This is a genomic window from Streptomyces sp. NPDC048664, assembly GCF_040650555.1.
In the GTDB taxonomy this organism is placed as follows: Bacteria; Actinomycetota; Actinomycetes; order Streptomycetales; family Streptomycetaceae; genus Streptomyces.
Genome location: NZ_JBEZHK010000004.1, coordinates 140,083 through 157,106, shown reverse-complemented (window position 1 = coordinate 157,106; position 17,024 = coordinate 140,083). Strand labels below are relative to the sequence as shown.

At 70.4% G+C, this 17,024-nt stretch carries 16 protein-coding genes; 4 read left to right on the top strand and 12 right to left on the bottom strand.

The window, feature by feature from the left end; genetic code table 11:
* Together AB0C59_RS06180 and AB0C59_RS06175 are read right to left on the bottom strand one after the other, a co-directional pair.
* Positions 1 to 1,044 (bottom strand): asparaginase, encoded by a 1,044-nt coding sequence (locus AB0C59_RS06180; RefSeq protein ID WP_363001348.1) that lies wholly within the window; start codon positions 1,042 to 1,044, stop codon positions 1 to 3.
* Positions 1,045 to 1,051: 7 nt separating this feature from the next.
* On the bottom strand, positions 1,052 to 2,536 hold the full coding sequence (locus AB0C59_RS06175) for a hypothetical protein (RefSeq protein WP_355273288.1): 1,485 nt from the start codon (positions 2,534 to 2,536) through the stop codon (positions 1,052 to 1,054).
* A 182-nt stretch (positions 2,537 to 2,718) separates the two neighbouring features.
* Here AB0C59_RS06175 and AB0C59_RS06170 point away from each other — a divergent pair, with 182 nt between their 5' ends.
* Together AB0C59_RS06170 and AB0C59_RS06165 are read left to right on the top strand one after the other, a co-directional pair.
* Positions 2,719 to 3,624, top strand: a complete 906-nt coding sequence (locus AB0C59_RS06170) for a DUF5753 domain-containing protein (RefSeq protein ID WP_355273285.1) — start codon at positions 2,719 to 2,721, stop codon at positions 3,622 to 3,624.
* Positions 3,621 to 3,854, top strand: coding sequence for a DUF397 domain-containing protein (locus AB0C59_RS06165; protein ID WP_355273282.1), 234 nt, complete (start codon positions 3,621 to 3,623; stop codon positions 3,852 to 3,854). Before AB0C59_RS06170 ends, AB0C59_RS06165 begins: the two co-directional genes overlap by 4 nt.
* 109 nt (positions 3,855 to 3,963) lie before the next feature.
* Here AB0C59_RS06165 and AB0C59_RS06160 read toward each other — a convergent pair whose 3' ends face one another.
* The 9 genes from AB0C59_RS06160 to AB0C59_RS06120 all read right to left on the bottom strand — a co-directional run bounded on the left by AB0C59_RS06160 (position 3,964) and on the right by AB0C59_RS06120 (position 10,847).
* Positions 3,964 to 4,341 carry an Imm51 family immunity protein gene (locus AB0C59_RS06160; RefSeq protein ID WP_355273276.1) on the bottom strand — a complete coding sequence of 126 codons (378 nt, stop codon included), beginning with the start codon at positions 4,339 to 4,341 and terminating at the stop codon, positions 3,964 to 3,966.
* 314 nt (positions 4,342 to 4,655) lie between these two features.
* A complete protein-coding gene (locus tag AB0C59_RS06155) occupies positions 4,656 to 5,312 on the bottom strand; it encodes a GNAT family N-acetyltransferase (protein WP_355273274.1) in 657 nt (218 codons plus the stop codon).
* 161 nt (positions 5,313 to 5,473) lie between these two features.
* The gene (gene trpA, locus AB0C59_RS06150) at positions 5,474 to 6,262 is read right to left on the bottom strand and encodes a tryptophan synthase subunit alpha (protein ID WP_363001345.1); all 789 of its coding nucleotides are present in this window, start codon (positions 6,260 to 6,262) and stop codon (positions 5,474 to 5,476) included.
* A 286-nt stretch (positions 6,263 to 6,548) separates the two neighbouring features.
* Positions 6,549 to 6,908, bottom strand: coding sequence for an SH3 domain-containing protein (locus tag AB0C59_RS06145; protein ID WP_355272654.1), 360 nt, complete (start codon positions 6,906 to 6,908; stop codon positions 6,549 to 6,551).
* Between the two features lie 278 nt (positions 6,909 to 7,186).
* A complete protein-coding gene (locus tag AB0C59_RS06140) occupies positions 7,187 to 7,903 on the bottom strand; it encodes an A24 family peptidase (protein ID WP_355272656.1) in 717 nt (238 codons plus the stop codon).
* Positions 7,904 to 8,036: 133 nt separating this feature from the next.
* Complete coding sequence (locus AB0C59_RS06135; protein ID WP_355272658.1) at positions 8,037 to 8,519, bottom strand: hypothetical protein; 483 nt, start codon at positions 8,517 to 8,519, stop codon at positions 8,037 to 8,039.
* 155 nt (positions 8,520 to 8,674) lie between these two features.
* Positions 8,675 to 9,361, bottom strand: a complete 687-nt coding sequence (locus AB0C59_RS06130; protein ID WP_355272661.1) for a hypothetical protein — start codon at positions 9,359 to 9,361, stop codon at positions 8,675 to 8,677.
* Positions 9,362 to 9,516: 155 nt separating this feature from the next.
* Positions 9,517 to 10,485 (bottom strand): ATP-dependent DNA ligase, encoded by a 969-nt coding sequence (locus AB0C59_RS06125; protein ID WP_355272664.1) that lies wholly within the window; start codon positions 10,483 to 10,485, stop codon positions 9,517 to 9,519.
* Between the two features lie 170 nt (positions 10,486 to 10,655).
* The gene (locus tag AB0C59_RS06120) at positions 10,656 to 10,847 is read right to left on the bottom strand and encodes a hypothetical protein (RefSeq protein ID WP_355272666.1); all 192 of its coding nucleotides are present in this window, start codon (positions 10,845 to 10,847) and stop codon (positions 10,656 to 10,658) included.
* Between the two features lie 348 nt (positions 10,848 to 11,195).
* Here AB0C59_RS06120 and dnaE point away from each other — a divergent pair, with 348 nt between their 5' ends.
* A complete protein-coding gene (dnaE, locus tag AB0C59_RS06115) occupies positions 11,196 to 14,642 on the top strand; it encodes a DNA polymerase III subunit alpha (RefSeq protein WP_355272669.1) in 3,447 nt (1,148 codons plus the stop codon).
* Positions 14,639 to 15,658, top strand: a complete 1,020-nt coding sequence (locus tag AB0C59_RS06110) for a helix-hairpin-helix domain-containing protein (RefSeq protein ID WP_355272671.1) — start codon at positions 14,639 to 14,641, stop codon at positions 15,656 to 15,658. Before dnaE ends, AB0C59_RS06110 begins: the two co-directional genes overlap by 4 nt.
* A gap of 22 nt (positions 15,659 to 15,680) precedes the next feature.
* Here the strand turns inward: AB0C59_RS06110 and AB0C59_RS06105 are convergent, their stop codons facing one another.
* Positions 15,681 to 16,964: a hypothetical protein gene (locus AB0C59_RS06105; RefSeq protein ID WP_363001341.1), complete on the bottom strand. Its 1,284-nt coding sequence runs from the start codon at positions 16,962 to 16,964 to the stop codon at positions 15,681 to 15,683.
* Positions 16,965 to 17,024 lie beyond the last annotated feature (60 nt).

Sequence of the window (17,024 nt, the reverse complement as noted above, 5' to 3'; positions counted from 1 at the left end):
TCAGGAGCGGTCGAGGAACGCCTTCGCGATCTCCGTGCGAGGCGTGTCGGCTGCCAGCAGGGCGGCCAGGAGCAGCCGGGCCTTGTACGGGTCGAGGGTTCCTGCCCCGATCAGGCCACGGGCCAGCAGGTCGCGCTCGGAGCCGTCGAAGCCGTAAGTCGAGGTCAGGACGGGGCCGGCACCGATGCGAGTGGCGAGGACGACCGGCATGGCGGCCGCCAGCTCCTCCAGCGGGCCGCACCAGCTCTCGGGGACGTGACCGACGCCGAACGCGGCCACCACGAGGCCGGAGATCTCGTTCTCCAGGCCCTTCAGCAGCGTCCCGCTGCTACCCAGGGATGCGGTGACGATCTCCACCTGCGGCAGGGGAGCGATCGGCAGCGGCAGAGGAGCGATCGGCTTCGGCAGCCGGTGCAACCGCACCATCCCTTCCACCACGTGGCCCAGCGGCCCCGTGTTCGGCGATGCGAATGCTCCCGGGCTAGTCGTGTGCGTCTTCCGGACGTCGCGGGCGGCATGGATCTCGTCACCCAGGACCACGAGGATCCCGGCGCCCCGAACCTCTGAACTGCCTGCAGTCTGCACGGCGGCCAGGAGGTTCGCCGGACCGTCGGCTCCGGCCGACGCGGCATTGCGCATCGCGCCGGTGAAGACCACCGGCATCGCGCCCGGGTAGTAGAGGTCGGTGAGGTACGAGGTCTCCTCGAGGGTGTCGGTGCCCTGCGTCACCACCACCCCGTCGAAGCCCTCTCCTTCGGCTCTGCTGAGCCGTTCGGCGAGGCCGACGATGTCGCCAGTCGCCAGGGAGGCCCCGGGCAACTGCCGGAAGTCCTCCACCGTGACCTCAGCGGTGTCCTGGAGGCCGGGAACGGCGCCCACCAGGTCGGAGCCGGTCAGCGTCGGTGTGACGCCGGGGGCCGCTGCGGTGCGCGTCATGGCGATGGTGCCGCCGAGGGTGAGCACCAGGACGGTGCGGTTCGGGGCAGAATCTGCGGAGAACACGGAGGGCCTTTCGGACAGGGTGGCTGCGCGGACGGCAGTCATCGCGGGACTAGCCGACCTTGCCGAGGAAGAGCAGGGTCTCATCCAGCGCTTCCACGGTGAGCAGACGACTGCGGGGCCGAACGAGGCCGGCCACGCCGTACTCGCCCAGAGCGTGACAGCGGGCGGTCAACCAGCGCCAGTCCAGGCCCAGGTAGTCCGCGAGAGACCGTAGGCGGCTCGCCGGATCCTCGCCCACGAGCACGTCGGCTCCCTGCGCGTCGGCGAACACAGTGGCGTAGGAACGCAGGTCCCCGCGGGATGACGTACTGCGGGCCGCCCACAGCGCACCACCCGGGGCCCGGACCCAGTTGGCCACGACGGCCCGTTGACCGGGCACCAGGGCTACCCCGTCCATCTCCGAGTACTCCGTCTTCGGCACCACCCTCACGCGGATCCCGCAGCGCTCCATCAGAGCGATCGCCAGCAGCAGCAAGATCCGCTCGTACTTCTCCGAGCGCGCCACCACGGCCTCGGGCAGACAGAACACCCGGACGGTCTGTGCTGTCGCGCTGTGGAATCGCTCAAGTGCTCGCAGGTACTCCAGCTTATGTCGGAAGAACAGCCAGCAGGCCGCCTCTTCGCCGGTCTGCTCACGAGTCCAGAAGATCGGCACTTCGCTCGCGTCCGTCAGTTCCTGCTGGATGTGCCGGGCGCAGAACGCCGATCCCATCCAACTACTGCCGACGGTCGACAGGTCAACGAGCAGCTGGCTGGGCGCCGAGCGGGGCATGGACAGGTAGGTGTCGAGAAGGTTCTGTTCCGCGTGGAGCGCCTGATCATCGGACAAAAGGCCGTCATCGAGCTGAGTGAGCGCCCAGACAATGCCGTAGGAGAGGTCGTCCAAGAGGTACGCCGAGGGGATCGACATCGGCCCGGTGTCCGGCGATCCGGGAAGAGTGGGCCTCCGAGCACCCGCAGCGTCGCGGACGTACACGTTGACATCGTCCCGACTGTCCTCGACGCCGACAAGGAAACCACGGCGCGCCGGCCGTAAGAACCGCTCCAGGTCGCGTAGTCCGTCAGGGTCCAGCCCATGCACGCTGGCTTCCCCGTCTCGTCTGATGACGGGAAGAAGATGGATGGCGGCGCTGGTTCCGTCCAGGCGCTGCTGTCCGGAGATCTCCCAGAGCCCAGCAGGCCCGCCGGCAGGGAGCAGCACCGTGGATGTGGGCCAGCGCGCGCCGATCCGCGCAGCCACCGATTCCAACGGTGCCGTTGGCTCGCTTGCTTCGGGCGCCAGGTTGAACAGCTCCTCGACAGAGTGCCCGAGCATGCGCTCCAGAATCTGAGCAGCCTCGCCGCGAGGACGACCGGACCATGTGCCCGACGACCACCTGTCGAACGTGGTGCGCCCAACGCTGGCTGTGGCCAGCCGACGGTTGCCGGTTTCCCGCGCGAGATCACGGCCAGTGGCCGCGAAGTGGACGCAGAACGCCTCCCACCCAAGAAGGTCCCGGTCCTTCAGAAGGAGGCTGAACAGCGTCCGGCGCATCGCGGAAGCTCCTCCCTGGGCGTATACGGGCAGCGGAGCGCCTCCACGCGTGGCGACGGGCGCTGCACACTTCGTGACCATGGCTAGGATGCTCCCTGGGGTGAGTCCTTAGCAATATGGTCGAGCAAATTGCTTAGCCATATTGCTTGTAGGTGCCGTGGAGAGCCGTCAGACTGGCCACCATGCCAGAAGCGAAGACGCCGTGGTCGTTGACCCTCAGCGAAGTCGGCCTGCGCCTTGAGGAGTTGCGCGAGCGGCGCGGCCTCACCCAAGGCGACGTCGCCGGCCATGAAGTGCTGGTCCGTCGCGGTATCAGGATCGACAAGAGCGGGCTCAGCAGGCTGGAGGGCGGACAGCGCCGCCGTGTCGCCCGCGACCTCGTCGAGGCGCTGCTCGAGGTCTACCAGGCCAGCGCCACGGAACAGTCAGAGATCCTGGCCCTTCTGAGTGCGGACACCACCCCCGCGGGCCGCCCGCGCCCCGCCCTCTGGCGGCGTAACGCTCACCTCCTGGGCCCCATGCAATTTGAGGGCTTCTTGAAGATGGAGCGCCGGGCCACTGCCCTGTCGAACTTCGAGCGCGACATCTGGCCGGGCCTCTTCCAGATCGAGGACTACGCCTACAGTGTCATCGCTCAAATGAGACCCGATCTGCGCCCTTCCGAGGTCAAGGCGCTCGTCGACGTCCGTATGGACCGTCAACAGCAGGTACGAGAAGGCGCACTCTCGGAGTTTCGCGCCCTGGTAGACGAGCGAGTCCTGAGCTCGTCCGTCGACGACCGAGCCGTGGCACGTCGACAACTGGAGCGCAGCCTGGAGGAGTCCGAGGACTCCCGCAACACCATCCGCATCCTGCCGGAGGCAGTCGGACTACACCCGGGGGCAGCAGGTCCGTTCGTCATCATGGCCTTCCCCGAGGCCGCCCGACAGGTCGTGTGGGTGGAGACAATGGTCAGTTCGCTGTACTTCGACGGAGAAGAAGATGTGCAGCGCTACACAGCAGCTTTCACCAACCTGTGGGAGCGGGCGCTGGACCCCGACGAGACGCGCACGCGCCTCAAGAAAGAGATCAAGGAGCTAGAACAGTGACAGAAAAGCCGGACCCGTCCTCATTCGACCTCGCATCGGTCGACTGGACGGTGTCCAAGTACAGCGGCGGCGGCGGAAACTGCGTGCGGGTCGCCGTCGTGGACGGGTACGTCCTGATCGGTGACTCGCAGAACCCCGATCGACTGCCCCACGTCTACACCCCGGCCGAGGCCAAGGCGTGGCTGCTCGGCGCGAAAGACACGGACTTCGACTTCATCCTCGGTCTGTGACTCCGGCCTGAACCACCGCACGACATGGGCCGGCCCCATGGCACATGGGGCCGGCCCGAACTGGTCAGCCAGCTTGCGGCCTGAACCGGCAGACCTGCTGGGCACAGCATCAGTCGTCGAACTCAAAGCCTGCCGTCTCCGCACGGGCAATAAGCTTGCGAACCGCGCCGGGGTTCGAGATCACGGGCTCAAGGGCAGTCTTGAGCTGCGTGAGGTCACTCAAGCTCCCGAGCGCACAGAACATGCCGCCCTCGCTGTCGAAGTCGAGGCGCTCAGCAAGATCCGGCCAGGCGAACTGCACAAGACCTTCCCAGAAGTACCCGTTCGGCTCGTGCCCGGCGGCAACCACCGCCGCATCAGAGGCCAGGTCGCCAGCATCCAGCGTCAGCGAGTGCTCACCATCAAAGTCATGCAGGGTCATAGTCACGCCGCGATCTTCCCACCCCCGGCACAGAGGCTGCCCAGCCCATTCAAACTGCTCGTCCATGCCTGATCCGGCGAACCTTTCCGGCTACAGCACTAGCCATTCGGCGGCATGGGACTGGACACTCTCGGCCGGTAGTCCACCGACCGGTCGTGTGCGCGGGCGCGACGCGCCGGGGCCCGGCAGCCGCCCGCGCCGCTCGATGACGACGGTCGACGGCGCGGTGCACGCGGTGATCTGGCGAGGACCGGTACAGCCGTACCCCCTCCTCGGTTGCCTTGCTCCGCTCGCAGCCGCATCTTCCCTCAAAGAAGCCAGCGGACGGTCACGAAAGATCGAAGCTTGGGGAGTGGCGCTCCCGGTTCGCCCCCTACTGCTCAGGAATGCGAGAGGCATTGCGCTGTTCCCACTGTTCGTTTTGCGGGCGGGAGCAGAAGCGTCCTCGGCTTCTCAGATTTTTCGGGAGTAGAAATTTCTGAGACAACCCAGCTGGCAAGCTCGGGAATCCGTGTTGCCTTGCGTTCCAAGGCGTACGAAGTGTGTCCTTCGCGAGCCGACACCTGGCGGATGAGTTGGAAGTTCTGCTGCTGGTAGTACTCGGCGAGAGCGGGGGAACTGCAGTCTCGACGTACGCGGCTGATGCCTTCGCGCGCAGCGCGGTCGACGACCCAGTGGGCGATGACTGCGCCGAGCTTGCGGTGGCGTTCGGCAGGGTCTGTGACGGTGCCGTTGAGGTAGTAAGCGCTGTCGGCGGCCTCGGTCGTGGTCCAGGTCCAGGGCGCGGCGGTGCGAAGGATCGTTGTGCAGCCCAGGATCCGGTCGTCGTGTCCGGTGAGGACCCACATTGCACTCGGGTGCCGTGTGCAGTTGCTGGCCAGCTCGTGGACGTGCTTTCCCCAGCTGTGCCAGTTCGGGAGCTGCTTGTCCTTCATCCAGTCGGAGCGCGCCTGGATCATCGCGGTGAGGCCGGCCTGGTCAGCTGGCGTGGCTGGGCGCATTGAAAGCATGCGGTCCGCTCCTGTGTGCTCGTCCATGAGCGGTCGGCAGTCTGGTGGTCCGGTCCGCACCTTAGACCTCTACTGCCTGGTAGGCACACCGGTCCTCTGAGCTCTGGGCCAGATCGTCATGTGCGGTGTTCCCGTATGTGGCGGGATGCCCTGCAAGCGTTCTCTGGTAGTCCGTCACCTTGTCGATTTCAGGCTGCGGCAGGCCGTGAGCGCAGGGGCCCGTCGGTGAGACGTTGGGCGAGAAGAGCGGCCTGGAGGGCGCCGGCGGGGCCGGGTGCGGAGTCGAGCGCGCGGATGAAGGCGGAGCCGACGATGACGGCGTCGGCGTAGGTACCGACGAGTGCTGCTTGCTCCGGGGTGGAGACACCGATGCCGACGCCGACGGGGAGGTGCGTGAGGGTGCGCAGGCGGTCGATGAAGGCGGGCAGACCGGGGTGGAGAGGGCCTTGACTGCCGGTGACACCGGTGGTTGCGGGGGCATAGACCATGCCGCTGGCGGCAGCGCAGACGCGGGCCAGGCGTTGGTCGGTGGCGTTCGGCGCGACGACGAACACGGTGTCCAAGTGGTGTTCGCGGGCGGCGCTCAGCCAGTCGGAGGCCTCTTCGACGGGCAGGTCGGGAATGACGACGCCCGCCCCGCCGGCCGCAGCGAGGCGCTGGGCGAACCGGGCGGGGCCGTAGTGGTGGACGGGCTGCCAGTAGGTCATGACGGCGAGCGCGGCGTTGGAGGCCGCGGCGAGTTCCCGCACGGTGGTGAAGAGGTGCTCGGTGCGGAATCCGGCCCGGAGGGCTTGCTCGGCGGCTCGTTGGATGAGCGGACCGTCCATGAGGGGGTCGCTGTAGGGCAGGCCGATCTCGATCACGTCGGCGGTGGTCGCGAGCAGGTGCAGGGCGTCGAGGCTCTGGTCGAGCGTGGGGTAGCCGGCGGGGAGGTAGGCAGCGAGGGCGGCCCGCTCCTGCCCGCGGGCACGGGCCACTGCCCGCTCCAGGCGGGACGCCGGTGCGCGGAGTGGCGAGGAAGTGAGATTCAAGGTGCCCGTCCTGGGACTCGATCGCCCGGTCGGCGGCTCTCGGGCTCGGACCGGCGGAAGACCAGCTGCGGGATGGAAGCCGGGTTCCGTGCGCGGGGTACGCGGACGGCGGCCCGGGTTCACAGGGGGCCGGGCCGCCGTCGCGTCGTCCTGGGCCTGTTCGTAGTGACGGCTCAGGCGTTGGATGGGCCGGGAGAGCTCGGGTTGGGCGTCTCTGCCGGCAGGGTGGTGGTCAGTCCAGCTGCATCGGCACGTTGATGTACTGGGCGGCGACCCAGCCCTTCTTGCCCTTGTGGGCGCCGGACTTCACGGTGACGTAGCCCCAGGCGCCGGGCTTGCCGTTGTCGCCCTTGTTGCACTGCCAGTACACGTCGGTGCCCCTGGAGAGCTGCCCGGTGGCGGTGTAGCCGGTGCCAGGGCCCGTGCGGAACTTTACGGTCGTGTACACGTCGGTGTTGAGCCTGATCTGGTGGGTGCAGGCTCCGGCCCCGACCGTCGCGGCGCTGGCGGTGGAGGCGGTTGCGACGGCGCCGCCAAGGAGCAGCGCGCCGGTGGTTGCCACGGTCGCGACGCGGCGGGTGAGGGTGTTCATGTGCGGCTCTTCCTGGTGTCGTCGGCCTGAATACGCTCGCCGGCGGCCTGCGCGAGGCATCTCCATCGCGGTGCCGATGAGGCTGGCGAAGGCGGCGAAGAATCAATTCGTCTTGTTTCGGGATTCGATCTTCGTGTCGCGCAGAAGCTTTGGCCAGGCTTGGTTCATTCCGGGAAAACGCATTCCGGAACATCGGGGCCAGGCAGAAGCCGCTCAGGAAATTGATATACAGGAAGACTAATTACAGGAAGCGGTGTTTCCGGAAATTCCGGGTGAGGTCAGGACGTGACGGAGACCGCCAGGGCCCCGATGACCATGTAGGGGCCGAAGGAGACGTGCGAGCGGCGGGCGCGGCCGGCCGCCATCCGCGCCACCTCCGAGACGGCACCGACGATGAAGCCCGCAGCCGCTCCCCAAAACAGGACCGTCCAACTGCTCCAGCCCAGGAGCGCCCCGACGGCCGGTGCGAACTTGACGTCTCCGAGCCCCATGGCGCCGGCGAACGCCATGAGGAGGAAGACGGCGGTGAGCACGGCGGCGGCTGCCGCCGCGCGGCCCAGGCTCCCGGGCTCGCCCGCCATCGCGGCCGCCGTGAGCAGAAGGAGCGTTCCGCCACAGGCTGGAAGGGTGAGCACGTCGGGGAGTCGTTGTACGGCGATGTCGATCAGCGCCAGGGCGACCCCGCACGCGGCCACCCAGTACTGAGCGGCGGCGAACCAGCCGTTCGCTCCGCCCGACGCGATGGCGGCGAACGCGATGGCGGCCGCCGCCTCCGGCACGAGCGGGCGCGGACCGATCGCCTGTGCGCACGCCGGGCAGCGCCCGGAGGCGGGCAGGACCGGCAGCCGGCGGTCGAGAACGGTGCCGCCGCAGTGCGGACAGCTGTTGCGTGCGGCCGCAGGCGCCGGTACCGACCGGGCGAAGACGACGGGGCGCGCCGCAGCGCCGGCCATGGCTCCGATGGCAGCGGTCAGGGCAACACTGAGGGCGGGCAAGACAGACTCCTCGTTCACGGCCCGGCCTCCCCGTTACGGGCCGGTCGGCTTCGACCCTACGGCCCGCGCGACCGCTCCCTTTCGCCACGCCCCCGTGACAACGGACGGGCCGTGGCTGGCGTGCGGCAGCCGGTCAGGCCCCTCGTGCTCCGGCGTCGAGGGTCTCCGCCGCGCTGAGGGCCGCCAAGACCTGGGCCTGGCCCTCGACCAGGGGCAGGGTGCCGGCGGCGATCGCCTCGGTGATCCGCGCCGCGTGCTCCAGCGCTATCGCCACGCCGGTCGGTTCTCGGTGCGCGGTCAGAAACTCGAACCCCGCGCGCAGCGCGGCCGCGAGGTCGCCGTCGTGGTCCTCGGGGCCGTTGGCGGCCAACGGCCGCAGCCACAGGTCGGCGTGGGACTGCACGATCTGGGCGTAGGGGCGGTAGTCCATGACGGTGCCGCACCGTCCGCCCGATCCCTCGGCGCTGCGCCGACCGGTCCAGTTGCTCGCCAGCCACCTGTGACGCCGGCAGACCTCCAGCCGGTAGTCCACTGACCGGTCGCGTGTGCGGACGCGGCGTTCGATGACGACGGTCGACGGCTCGGTGCACGTGGTGATCTGGCGCAGGACCGGCACAGCGGCACCCCCTCCTGGTCGATGCTGAGGCTTCGATCATGACCGGCGAGGGGAAGAGCCGTCGTCCACGATTGGACGCTACTGCTGTGACCCAGCTCTCATCCTGGGGGCGGGGTGGGCGACGGCTTCCGCGCGGTGGCGCCCAAGGGGCCTCGCTAGTCCCTCGGTGTGGGTCCGAAGACGGGCGGCCGCTGGTCGTCTCCGGCAGGTCCGACATCGCCGTGCTTCCACTCCGGGTCGTAGGCGCAGGGCACGGAGGCGCCGCCGGTGAAGTACTCGCGGTCCGGGTACCAGGTGAAGGACATCCGCTCGTTGCCGTCGTCCCGCTGGACGAACAGGTCCCAGGACCCGCCACGCTCACCTTCGCGGTAGGAGGTGACCTTCCAGCCCTCGTCCTGGAGGAACCGGTGAAGGTGGCGGAGACCGGGGACCGCCTGGCCCGCCGGCACGTGGTCAAGCGCCCACCTGTGGCTCATCGAGTAGGCGCCGTCGATGGTCTCGTCCTTCAGCCCCAGCAAGCCGCCGTCGTAACAGAAGCTGGAGCCGAGCGTGTTCTCCGTGCTGACGCCGATCTTCTCGACTCCGGGTTCTATGGTGCGGGTGAAGCCCATGACGCTGTAGGCCTCCTGGGAACGCTGGAGGGCGCGGTTCGCCATCTCCTCGGGCGCAACGCGGGGGAAGTCCGTCGACGCCCACGAACCCCATGCGAGCAGGCCGATCAGAAGGAAGACGCCGACGAGCGCGGCGCCGCCGCATCCCAGAGCGCCCAGGGCGCGAGAGGAAGCCCTCGGCTCGGGCGCGTCGGGGCTGGTGGCGGGGCTGGGCATGGTCTGGTCGGGCATACGAGCACCCTATGTAGACGTGGCGGCACGGCGGATGGGTGCGGTGACCGGCTCGGCGTGAGTACGCGTACTCACCTCCGCCCACCGGTCCCGAAGGATCAGGGAGCCGCGGACGGGCCAGGTGTTGGGCGTGCGACCGGCCGCGCGGTGACGGATCAGGCCCGGACGTCGCCGGCGGTCATGTCGTCCCGGAGCCGCAGGTAGCGCACCGGGTGACGGTGCCGGCCCAGGTCGAGGGCGGTGTCGGCTTCGACCTCGGCGACAAGGTCGGGCACCACGGGCCGGAACACCAGCGGTTGCTTCGCTCCCCAACCAGCCGAGAAGGTCCGCCCCCACCAGGGATGCTCCGCTCCCGCCGGCCGCAGGACGGCACCGAGCTCGGCGGCCGCTCTCCTGGGCAGCGGTGTGGAGCGGCCGACCAGGCGCAGCCGGCCCGCCGCGTCGAGCCGGCCCAGCAGGAGGCTCCGGGGCGCGGTCACGGCGCCGGTGACCGCGCCGATGATCCCTTCCACCGTGATGCGGGCCCGCAGCTTCAGCCACCCGCGCTCCCCGGGCCGGTACTTGGAGTCGGGATTCTTGATCATCACACCCTCGATCCCGGCCGCCCCCCAGACCGGGTCCAGCCAGCCGAGGGCGACCTCCCGGTCAGAGGTCTGCGGGCACAGTGCCCACGGTGCCGTCAGCCGGCGTTCTGCGAACAACTCCTCCAAGGCAGCCCTGCGCCGCCGCAACGGCTCATCCAGGAGAGTCGCGCCGGACATCTCGAGCACGTCGAAGACGATCAGGTGGGCCGGTCGCTCCAGCGCCGCCTGCCTGGCCGTGGCACCCCGGCGCCGGGCCCGTTCCTGCAGCACGGCGAAGTCGAGCCCATCCGCTCCCCACACGACCAGCTCGGCATCAAGGACCGCCTCAACGCCGAGCGCGGCCGCGGCTGAGACGACCTCCGGGAACGCGGGGCCCAGATCCGCGCCCCGCCTGGACTGGAGGAACGGCTCCCGAGCGGCGAACAGCAGCACGCGGAACCCGTCGGCCTTCTGCTCGAACAGCGCGGGCGTCGCCCCCACGGACGGCAGCGCGGTGACGGGGCGGGCCAGCATCGGCTCGATGGGCGGAGACAGGTGCACCCTTCCACTCCTACGCCCGGCGCGCCGCGCGCGCCCGTCGGGCTTGGACCGCTCGGTCCGTAACGGTGCCGGAGAGGGGGACCGGCGGTCTCGGCCTCGGGCGGCGGCACGGGTGCGCGGGGCTCCCCCGCGTGCGCGTCCGAGTGGAGGGCGGAGCTGGCGCGGCCAGGTCAGTCGTCGGGCGTGGGCCGGAGCTGCTCGAAGAGATCCGCGGGGTACAGCGGAAGGTCCAGCGCGAGCTCGAGCAGAAGGACCGTGTGGGAGGCGGGAAGCCGGGTCCCGTCCAGGACGGCCTTGACCGTGGGGTGGCTTGCCTGGGCCAGCCGGGCGAGTTCGCGCACGCCGAGGTGCCGCTGGCTCATGGCTGCTTTGAGGTTCTTCGCGAGCGCCTGGCCGAGGTGGGCACCAGGTGGCGCGTCGTCCTCCGAGCAGCCTTCTCCCGCTCATCCCCATCGCCCTGCAGCGCTCGTGTACCGAACCCTGGGCTGGGCGCCTGCGTCCATACCGCCCGCACGCGCCTGGTCACCGGCTTCTAGGCCCGTGGCCCGTGGGTCGCTTGGTCCGGCTACAAGCGGCGTCCGGACGCGGTGCATGCCCGAGTGGGTGAGAGAAGGCGGATCGGACTCGCGTGTTCGATTTTAGTTCGAGTAGCGTGTAGTTTCAGCCAGGGTCGTTGATCCGATTTTGGGGGTATTAGACCGGAGTTCGTGATGCGTGACAGCGTTCCCCACCTCCATGTCGCGAGCGGGTTCTCCGCCCGCTACGGCGCCTCCCACCCGCACGTTCTCGTCGCGAGAGCTGCTGAGCGCGGCATCGGGACCCTGGCTCTGACCGATCGCGACATGGTGAGCGGAACCGTCCGGTTCGCGAAAGCCGCGATGGAGAACGGGATCCGTCCGGTGTTCGGCGTCGACCTGGGTATCGCCTCCTCCACCGTGCCGGCCGAGATGCCGCGCCGGACCCCGGTGCGCGGCGGCGCGCACGTGGCGGAGGCGCCGTACCGCGCCACGTTCCTGGCCCGAGACGCACGCGGCTGGGCGAACCTGTGCCGCCTGGTGTCCGCCGCCCACCGCGACGCCTTCCCCACCAGGGCACCCGTGGCCGCGGTGTGGCCCCGGCTTCATGAGCGCGCCGGCGATCATCTGGTGGTGCTGCTCGGTCCGGCATCCGAGCCGCTTCGGGCCCTGTCCGCCGGCCGCCCCGACATCGCCGAGCAGCTCCTGACTCCCTGGCGGGAGGTGGTCGGCGAAGGCCTCCGACTCGAGGTGGTGTGCTGGGGGCTGTCCGGCACCGGCCCGGGATCGGTCCGCCTGGCTGCCCACACCCTCTCGCTCGCTGACCGTCTCGGCATCCCGGCCGTACTGACCAACGCGGTCCGCTACGCCGACCTCGGCCAGCACCGGCTCGCCGACGTGTTGGACGCGGCGCGGCTGCTGCGACCGATGGACCGGCGCCGGATGGATTGCGGCGAGCGCTGGCTCAAGGACGGGCCGGCGATGCTGCAGATCGCCGAGCGGGTCGCCGTGGCCGCCAGCACCGATGCGCGGCGGGCCGGGCGGCTGATCGCCGACACGATCGCCGTCGCCGAGGCCTGCGCCGTCGACCCCGTACGCGATCTCGGGCTGGGCGTGCCGCACTTCCCCGAGCCCGAGGTGGTCGGCGCCGAGCCCGTGCCGGGTGGCGCGATGCGGCTGCTGCGGCAGCGGTGCGAGGCCGGGATGGTCGCCCGCGGTCTCGACCTCGACAAGCGGGCGATGGACCAGCTCGACTACGAGCTCGGCATCATCGGCCGCCTGAAGTACGAGCCGTACTTCCTCGCCGTCGCCCAGGTCGTTGCCGACGCCCGCGACATGGGGATCCGGGTCGCCGCCCGTGGCTCCGGCGCCGGCTCCATGGTGAACCACAGCCTTTTCGTGGCCACGGCGAACCCGCTCCAGCACAACTTGCTCTTCGAGCGGTTCCTGTCCGAGCGGCGGGCGTCGCTGCCGGACATCGACATCGACGTCGAGTCCGCCCGGCGCCTGGAGGTCTACGACCGGATCATCGAACGCTTCGGGAAGGAGCGGGTCGCGGTCACCGGCATGCCCGAGACCTACCGCGCCCGCCACGCCCTGCGTGACACCGGGCTCGCGCTCGGCCTGCCGCCGGCGACCGTCGACCGGATCGCGAAGTCGTTCCCGCACTTCCGCGCCAGCGAGATCCGCGCCGCGCTCGTCGAGCTGCCCGAACTGCGCTCGCTGGCGGCGGAGGCCGGGTCGTACGGACCGCTGTGGGAGCTCGCGGAGGGCCTGGACAAGTTGCCGCGCGGGATCGCGATGCACCCCTGCGGCGTCATCCTCTGCAACATCAGCCTGCTGGACCGGCTGCCGGTGCAGCCCACCCCGGGCGGCGAGTACCCGATGGTGCAGGCCGACAAGGACGACGTCGAAGACCTCGGCCTGCTCAAGCTCGATGTCCTGGGTGTGCGGATGCAGTCCGCGATGGCGCACGCGGTGAAGGAGATCCGCCGGACCACGGGCCGCGTGATCGACCTGGACAATCCCGACCACGTTCCGCTGGACGATCGGTTCGCCTTCGCGCTCATCCAGAACTCCGACACGGTCGGCATGTTCCAGCTAGAGTCCCCCGGGCAGCAGGACCTCGTCGGACGGCTCCAGCCCCGCGACCCACAAGACGTCATCGCCGATATCAGCCTGTTCCGGCCGGGCCCGGTCGCCGGCGGCATGCCCGCCCTCTACATCGCCGCCCGCCACGGAGCCGCCCCCACCTACCCCCACCCCGACCTCGAACCCGTCCTCGCCGACACCTACGGCGTGACGATCTGGCACGAGCAGATCATCGACATCCTCGCCGTCATGACCGGCTGCGACCGCGCGCTCGCCGAGGTCGCCCGCCGCGCCCTCGGCGACGCCGCCCGCCTTCCGAAGGTCGAGGCCTGGTTCCGGCAGCTGGCCGGTGCCCGCGGCTACACCACCCAGGTCCTCGACGAGGTCTGGGACATCGTCTCCTCGTTCGGGGCGTACGGCTTCTGCCGCGCGCACGCCGTCGCCTTCGCCGTCCCGGCCCTGCAGTCCGCCTGGCTCAAGGCCCACCACCCCGCCGCCCTGTACGCCGGCCTGTTGGAGCACGACCCCGGCATGTGGCCGCTGCGCGTCATCGTCGCCGACGCCCGCCGCCACAACGTGCCCGTCCTGCCCGTCGACATCAACGCCTCGAAGCCCACGTACACGGTGGAGGAGAGGCCGGACGGCTGGGGCGTGCGGATCTCCCTGTCCACGGTGCACGGCATCAGCGAGGACGAGGTGGCCAGGATCGCGGCCGCGCAGCCCTACACCTCGCTCCAGGACTTCTGGGCCCGGGCCCGCCCGAGATTGCCGACCGCCGAGCGGCTGATCCGGATCGGCGCACTCAACCAGCTCAAGGGCGAGGCGTCACGGCGGGACCTACTGCTGCAGGCGACCGAGCTGCACCGCCACGCCCGCACCCGTCCCGGCACCGGCCAACTCCCCCTCGACACCACGCTGGTGAGCGCCGGCCCGGCCGGGCTGAAGGAGATGACCTCCCGCGAGCAACTGGACGCCGAGCTCGGCGTCCTCAAGATCGACGTCTCTCGGCACCTGATGGAGGACCACCACCGGCTCCTGCGCGAGATCGGCGCCACCGACGCCGCCCACCTCAAGGCCATGTATCCCGGGCAGAAGGTCCTCGTCGCCGGCGTCCGGGCATCTACCCAGACCCCGCCCATCCCGTCCGGGAAGCGGGTCATCTTCGTCACCCTCGAAGACGGCTCCGGCCTGGTCGACCTCGCCTTCTTCGAGGACACCCACGAGCAGTGCGCGCACACCATCTTCCACAACGGACTGCTCCTCGTCCGGGGCACCGTCGAAGCCCGCGGCCCACGCCGCACCGTCGTCGGCGAGATGGTCTGGGACCTCGACTCCCTCGCTACCACCCGCGCCACCCACGGCCCCCAGGCCGTCCTTGACCTCCTCGGCCAGAAGCCCGTGCACACCCCCGCCCAGCCCACGCCGTCGCGGACGATCCCGGACGGCACCGCCGGCGCCCGACTCCACCCCTACGCCGACCTCCAGCCCGCCGGCAGCCGATCCGCCGACCTGACCCGCCTCGGCCACCGCAGTCAAGGGAGCGCAGGTTGAGCACCCCGCCGCCAGCCCGCCGCCCGCGCGCCATCGTCCGGATCCACTTCCACGTGGAGCAGCGCAGCGAGGAGCTGTTCGCGCAGCTGATGGACGTGCTGAGCAACATCAGCCCCACCACCGAACCGCTGCCCGCTGACTGGTCCGCCTACATGGACGTCACCGGCTCGCTGAGATTCTGGGATCGCGACGTCGAGGGCCTCGTCGCAGTGGTCCGCCTGCGCCTCCTTGCCCTCCACGGCGTGCAGAGCTCGGCGGGTGCGGGGCCCATGCGGTCGATCGCCGCCATGGCCGCTGCCGTCACGCCGCCCGGGGCCGCGACCATCGTCGGCGGCACCCCTTACGAGATCGCCGCCTTCCTCCGCCCCCGGCCGGCCGCCGCCCTCCCGGGGATCGGGCCGAAGACGGCCCGGATGCTCGCCCGCTACGGCATCTCCACCGTCGGCGATCTTGCCGACACCCAGCCCGCGACCCTGCAGAGGATCCTCGGCGCCGCCGCCCGCCAGATCCAGAGCCTCGCCCGCGGCATAGACGAACGCCCGATCGTCCCGGCCGCCGCTCCTCGCTCCATGAGCGCAACCCATCACTTCAACCGGGACGAGCTCGACACCGACCAGCACCAGCGCATCACTCTGGCTCTCGCCGAGGACCTCGGCGCACGCCTGCGCGCAGCCTCCGAGATCGCACAGGCCCTCACGCTCACCGTGACGTACGCCGATCGCACCCACACCACGCGCACACGCATCCTTGCCGAGGCCACCGCCCACACCCCCGTTCTGGCAGGAACCGCCCGCCAGCTCCTGGCCGACCTCGGTCTCCAGCGCGCCCGCGTCCGGGGGATCGGCCTGCGAGCCGAACGACTGCGCCCCGCCGAACACGCGACCCACCAGCTCACCCTCGACGACCGCGACGACAAGCTCCACCGTCTGGAGGCCGCCCTCGACCAGGCACGCGCCCGCTACGGGCCCGGCATCGCCGGCGCGGCCTCCGCCTTCAGAAGCGTTCCGACAGCCTGACGTCTGGCTTATGCGGGCCGGGTCAGCACCCGTACTCGTCGAGCACCGCCCGGGTCGCCCGGTCGAGCGGGCGCAGCGGGTGCGCACTGCCGTCCTCGGCCGGCCCCAGGCGCAGCGTCGTACCCCCCTCAACGGGGGTGACGGTCAGTACGCCGTCGTCGACCATGGCCTGGACGGCGTCGTGCCGGTAGGGGCTGGCGGCGAGGCATCCATCCGCGTACTGGCGGTCGTAGCGGTCGTACGGGCCAGCGAAGTAGTAATCGGCGACGGGCCCTTGGCCCTGCCACACCATGAAGGCGATCACAGCCGCGGCGATCCCGGGCAACGCGGCCCGGGGCCCGGGCGCGGTGATCAGCTTTGGTCCGTGCCGGTAGACCAGAGCTGTCCCGGTGGAGGCGACGAGACCGGCCGCCAGGAACACCAGCGTGTAGTGGGACAGCAGGTCGGCCCGCTGCCCGAAGGTGAGCGGGAGCCCGGTGCACGCGAGCACCAGCCAGCCGAACCCGGCCAGCGTCGCGGCCTGGTAACCATTGAGCTTCGCCGGCCACTTCGCCCGATCCGGCACCAGCTGCCGCTCGCGTCCCACCCAGCGCCCAGCCCCGCGCAGCCGCCCGGGCTCCGGAGCGACGCCGCCAGCCCGGCGATCGATAAGAAGGGCGAGGACCGCATCACCGAACGCGATGGCCCTGGTGTGCACCGCGAACCGGTCGCGCGAGAGCTGCTTGAACTCGTCCTGACGGCCAGGCTGGATCCGCATGCCCCTGCCCCGGGGGAAGGCGCGGTTGAGCGGGTGACCGGGGTCAGGAAACCCGGGCAGCGTGGGCGCCGACCTGCCACCGCCGACCAGGTCGGCGACCGGGTCGCCAGTCCGCTCGGGGATGAACGACTCATACAGCCGATCAACGTTCCGGTCGCCGTAGAGGCTGGCCTGCAACGCCTCGGCCTGTTCGACGACAGCGGCAAGGAGAGCGTCGGAAGGGGCGCTGCGCAGCTGCCGCAGCGCGGCGTTCCCGGGGATGGCCCGCCACACCCCGCCAAGCCGGTCCAGGGCCCGCGCCTTCCACACATCGCGCAAGCACGGCCAGACGCGGGCGACCGGCAGTCGCCGGGGCGGACGCCGGTCGGTGAGGTGCCCACGCAGCAGCGTGCTCGCGCTGCGCAGATAGTCGGTCTCGGCCGTGTAGGAGATCGCTACAGCGGTCGTGCGCTCCTCGCTCGGAACGTCGTCCACGCGCTGGGCGGCGGCCCGGGCGGCATGGCCCTGGGCGCTCAGCTCGGCGATCGCTCGATGCCAGCGGCTGCTCACCGGCCGCCCCCTTCTGTACCCGGTGTGGTGTCGCCCAGTGAGGCTACCCGCATGGTCCGA

Bases quoted from the DNA above. Each gene is read 5' to 3' on its own strand.
- dnaE (WP_355272669.1), top strand. From the start codon at position 11,196: ATGCGTGACAGCGTTCCCCACCTCCATGTCGCGAGCGGGTTCTCCGCC.
- AB0C59_RS06155 (WP_355273274.1), bottom strand. From the start codon at position 5,312: ATGGACGAGCACACAGGAGCGGACCGCATGCTTTCAATGCGCCCAGCC.
- AB0C59_RS06130 (WP_355272661.1), bottom strand. From the start codon at position 9,361: ATGCCCGACCAGACCATGCCCAGCCCCGCCACCAGCCCCGACGCGCCC.
- AB0C59_RS06175 (WP_355273288.1), bottom strand. From the start codon at position 2,536: ATGCGCCGGACGCTGTTCAGCCTCCTTCTGAAGGACCGGGACCTTCTT.
- AB0C59_RS06170 (WP_355273285.1), top strand. From the start codon at position 2,719: ATGCCAGAAGCGAAGACGCCGTGGTCGTTGACCCTCAGCGAAGTCGGC.
- AB0C59_RS06145 (WP_355272654.1), bottom strand. From the start codon at position 6,908: ATGAACACCCTCACCCGCCGCGTCGCGACCGTGGCAACCACCGGCGCG.
- AB0C59_RS06160 (WP_355273276.1), bottom strand. From the start codon at position 4,341: ATGGACGAGCAGTTTGAATGGGCTGGGCAGCCTCTGTGCCGGGGGTGG.
- AB0C59_RS06120 (WP_355272666.1), bottom strand. From the start codon at position 10,847: ATGAGCCAGCGGCACCTCGGCGTGCGCGAACTCGCCCGGCTGGCCCAG.
- AB0C59_RS06180 (WP_363001348.1), bottom strand. From the start codon at position 1,044: ATGACTGCCGTCCGCGCAGCCACCCTGTCCGAAAGGCCCTCCGTGTTC.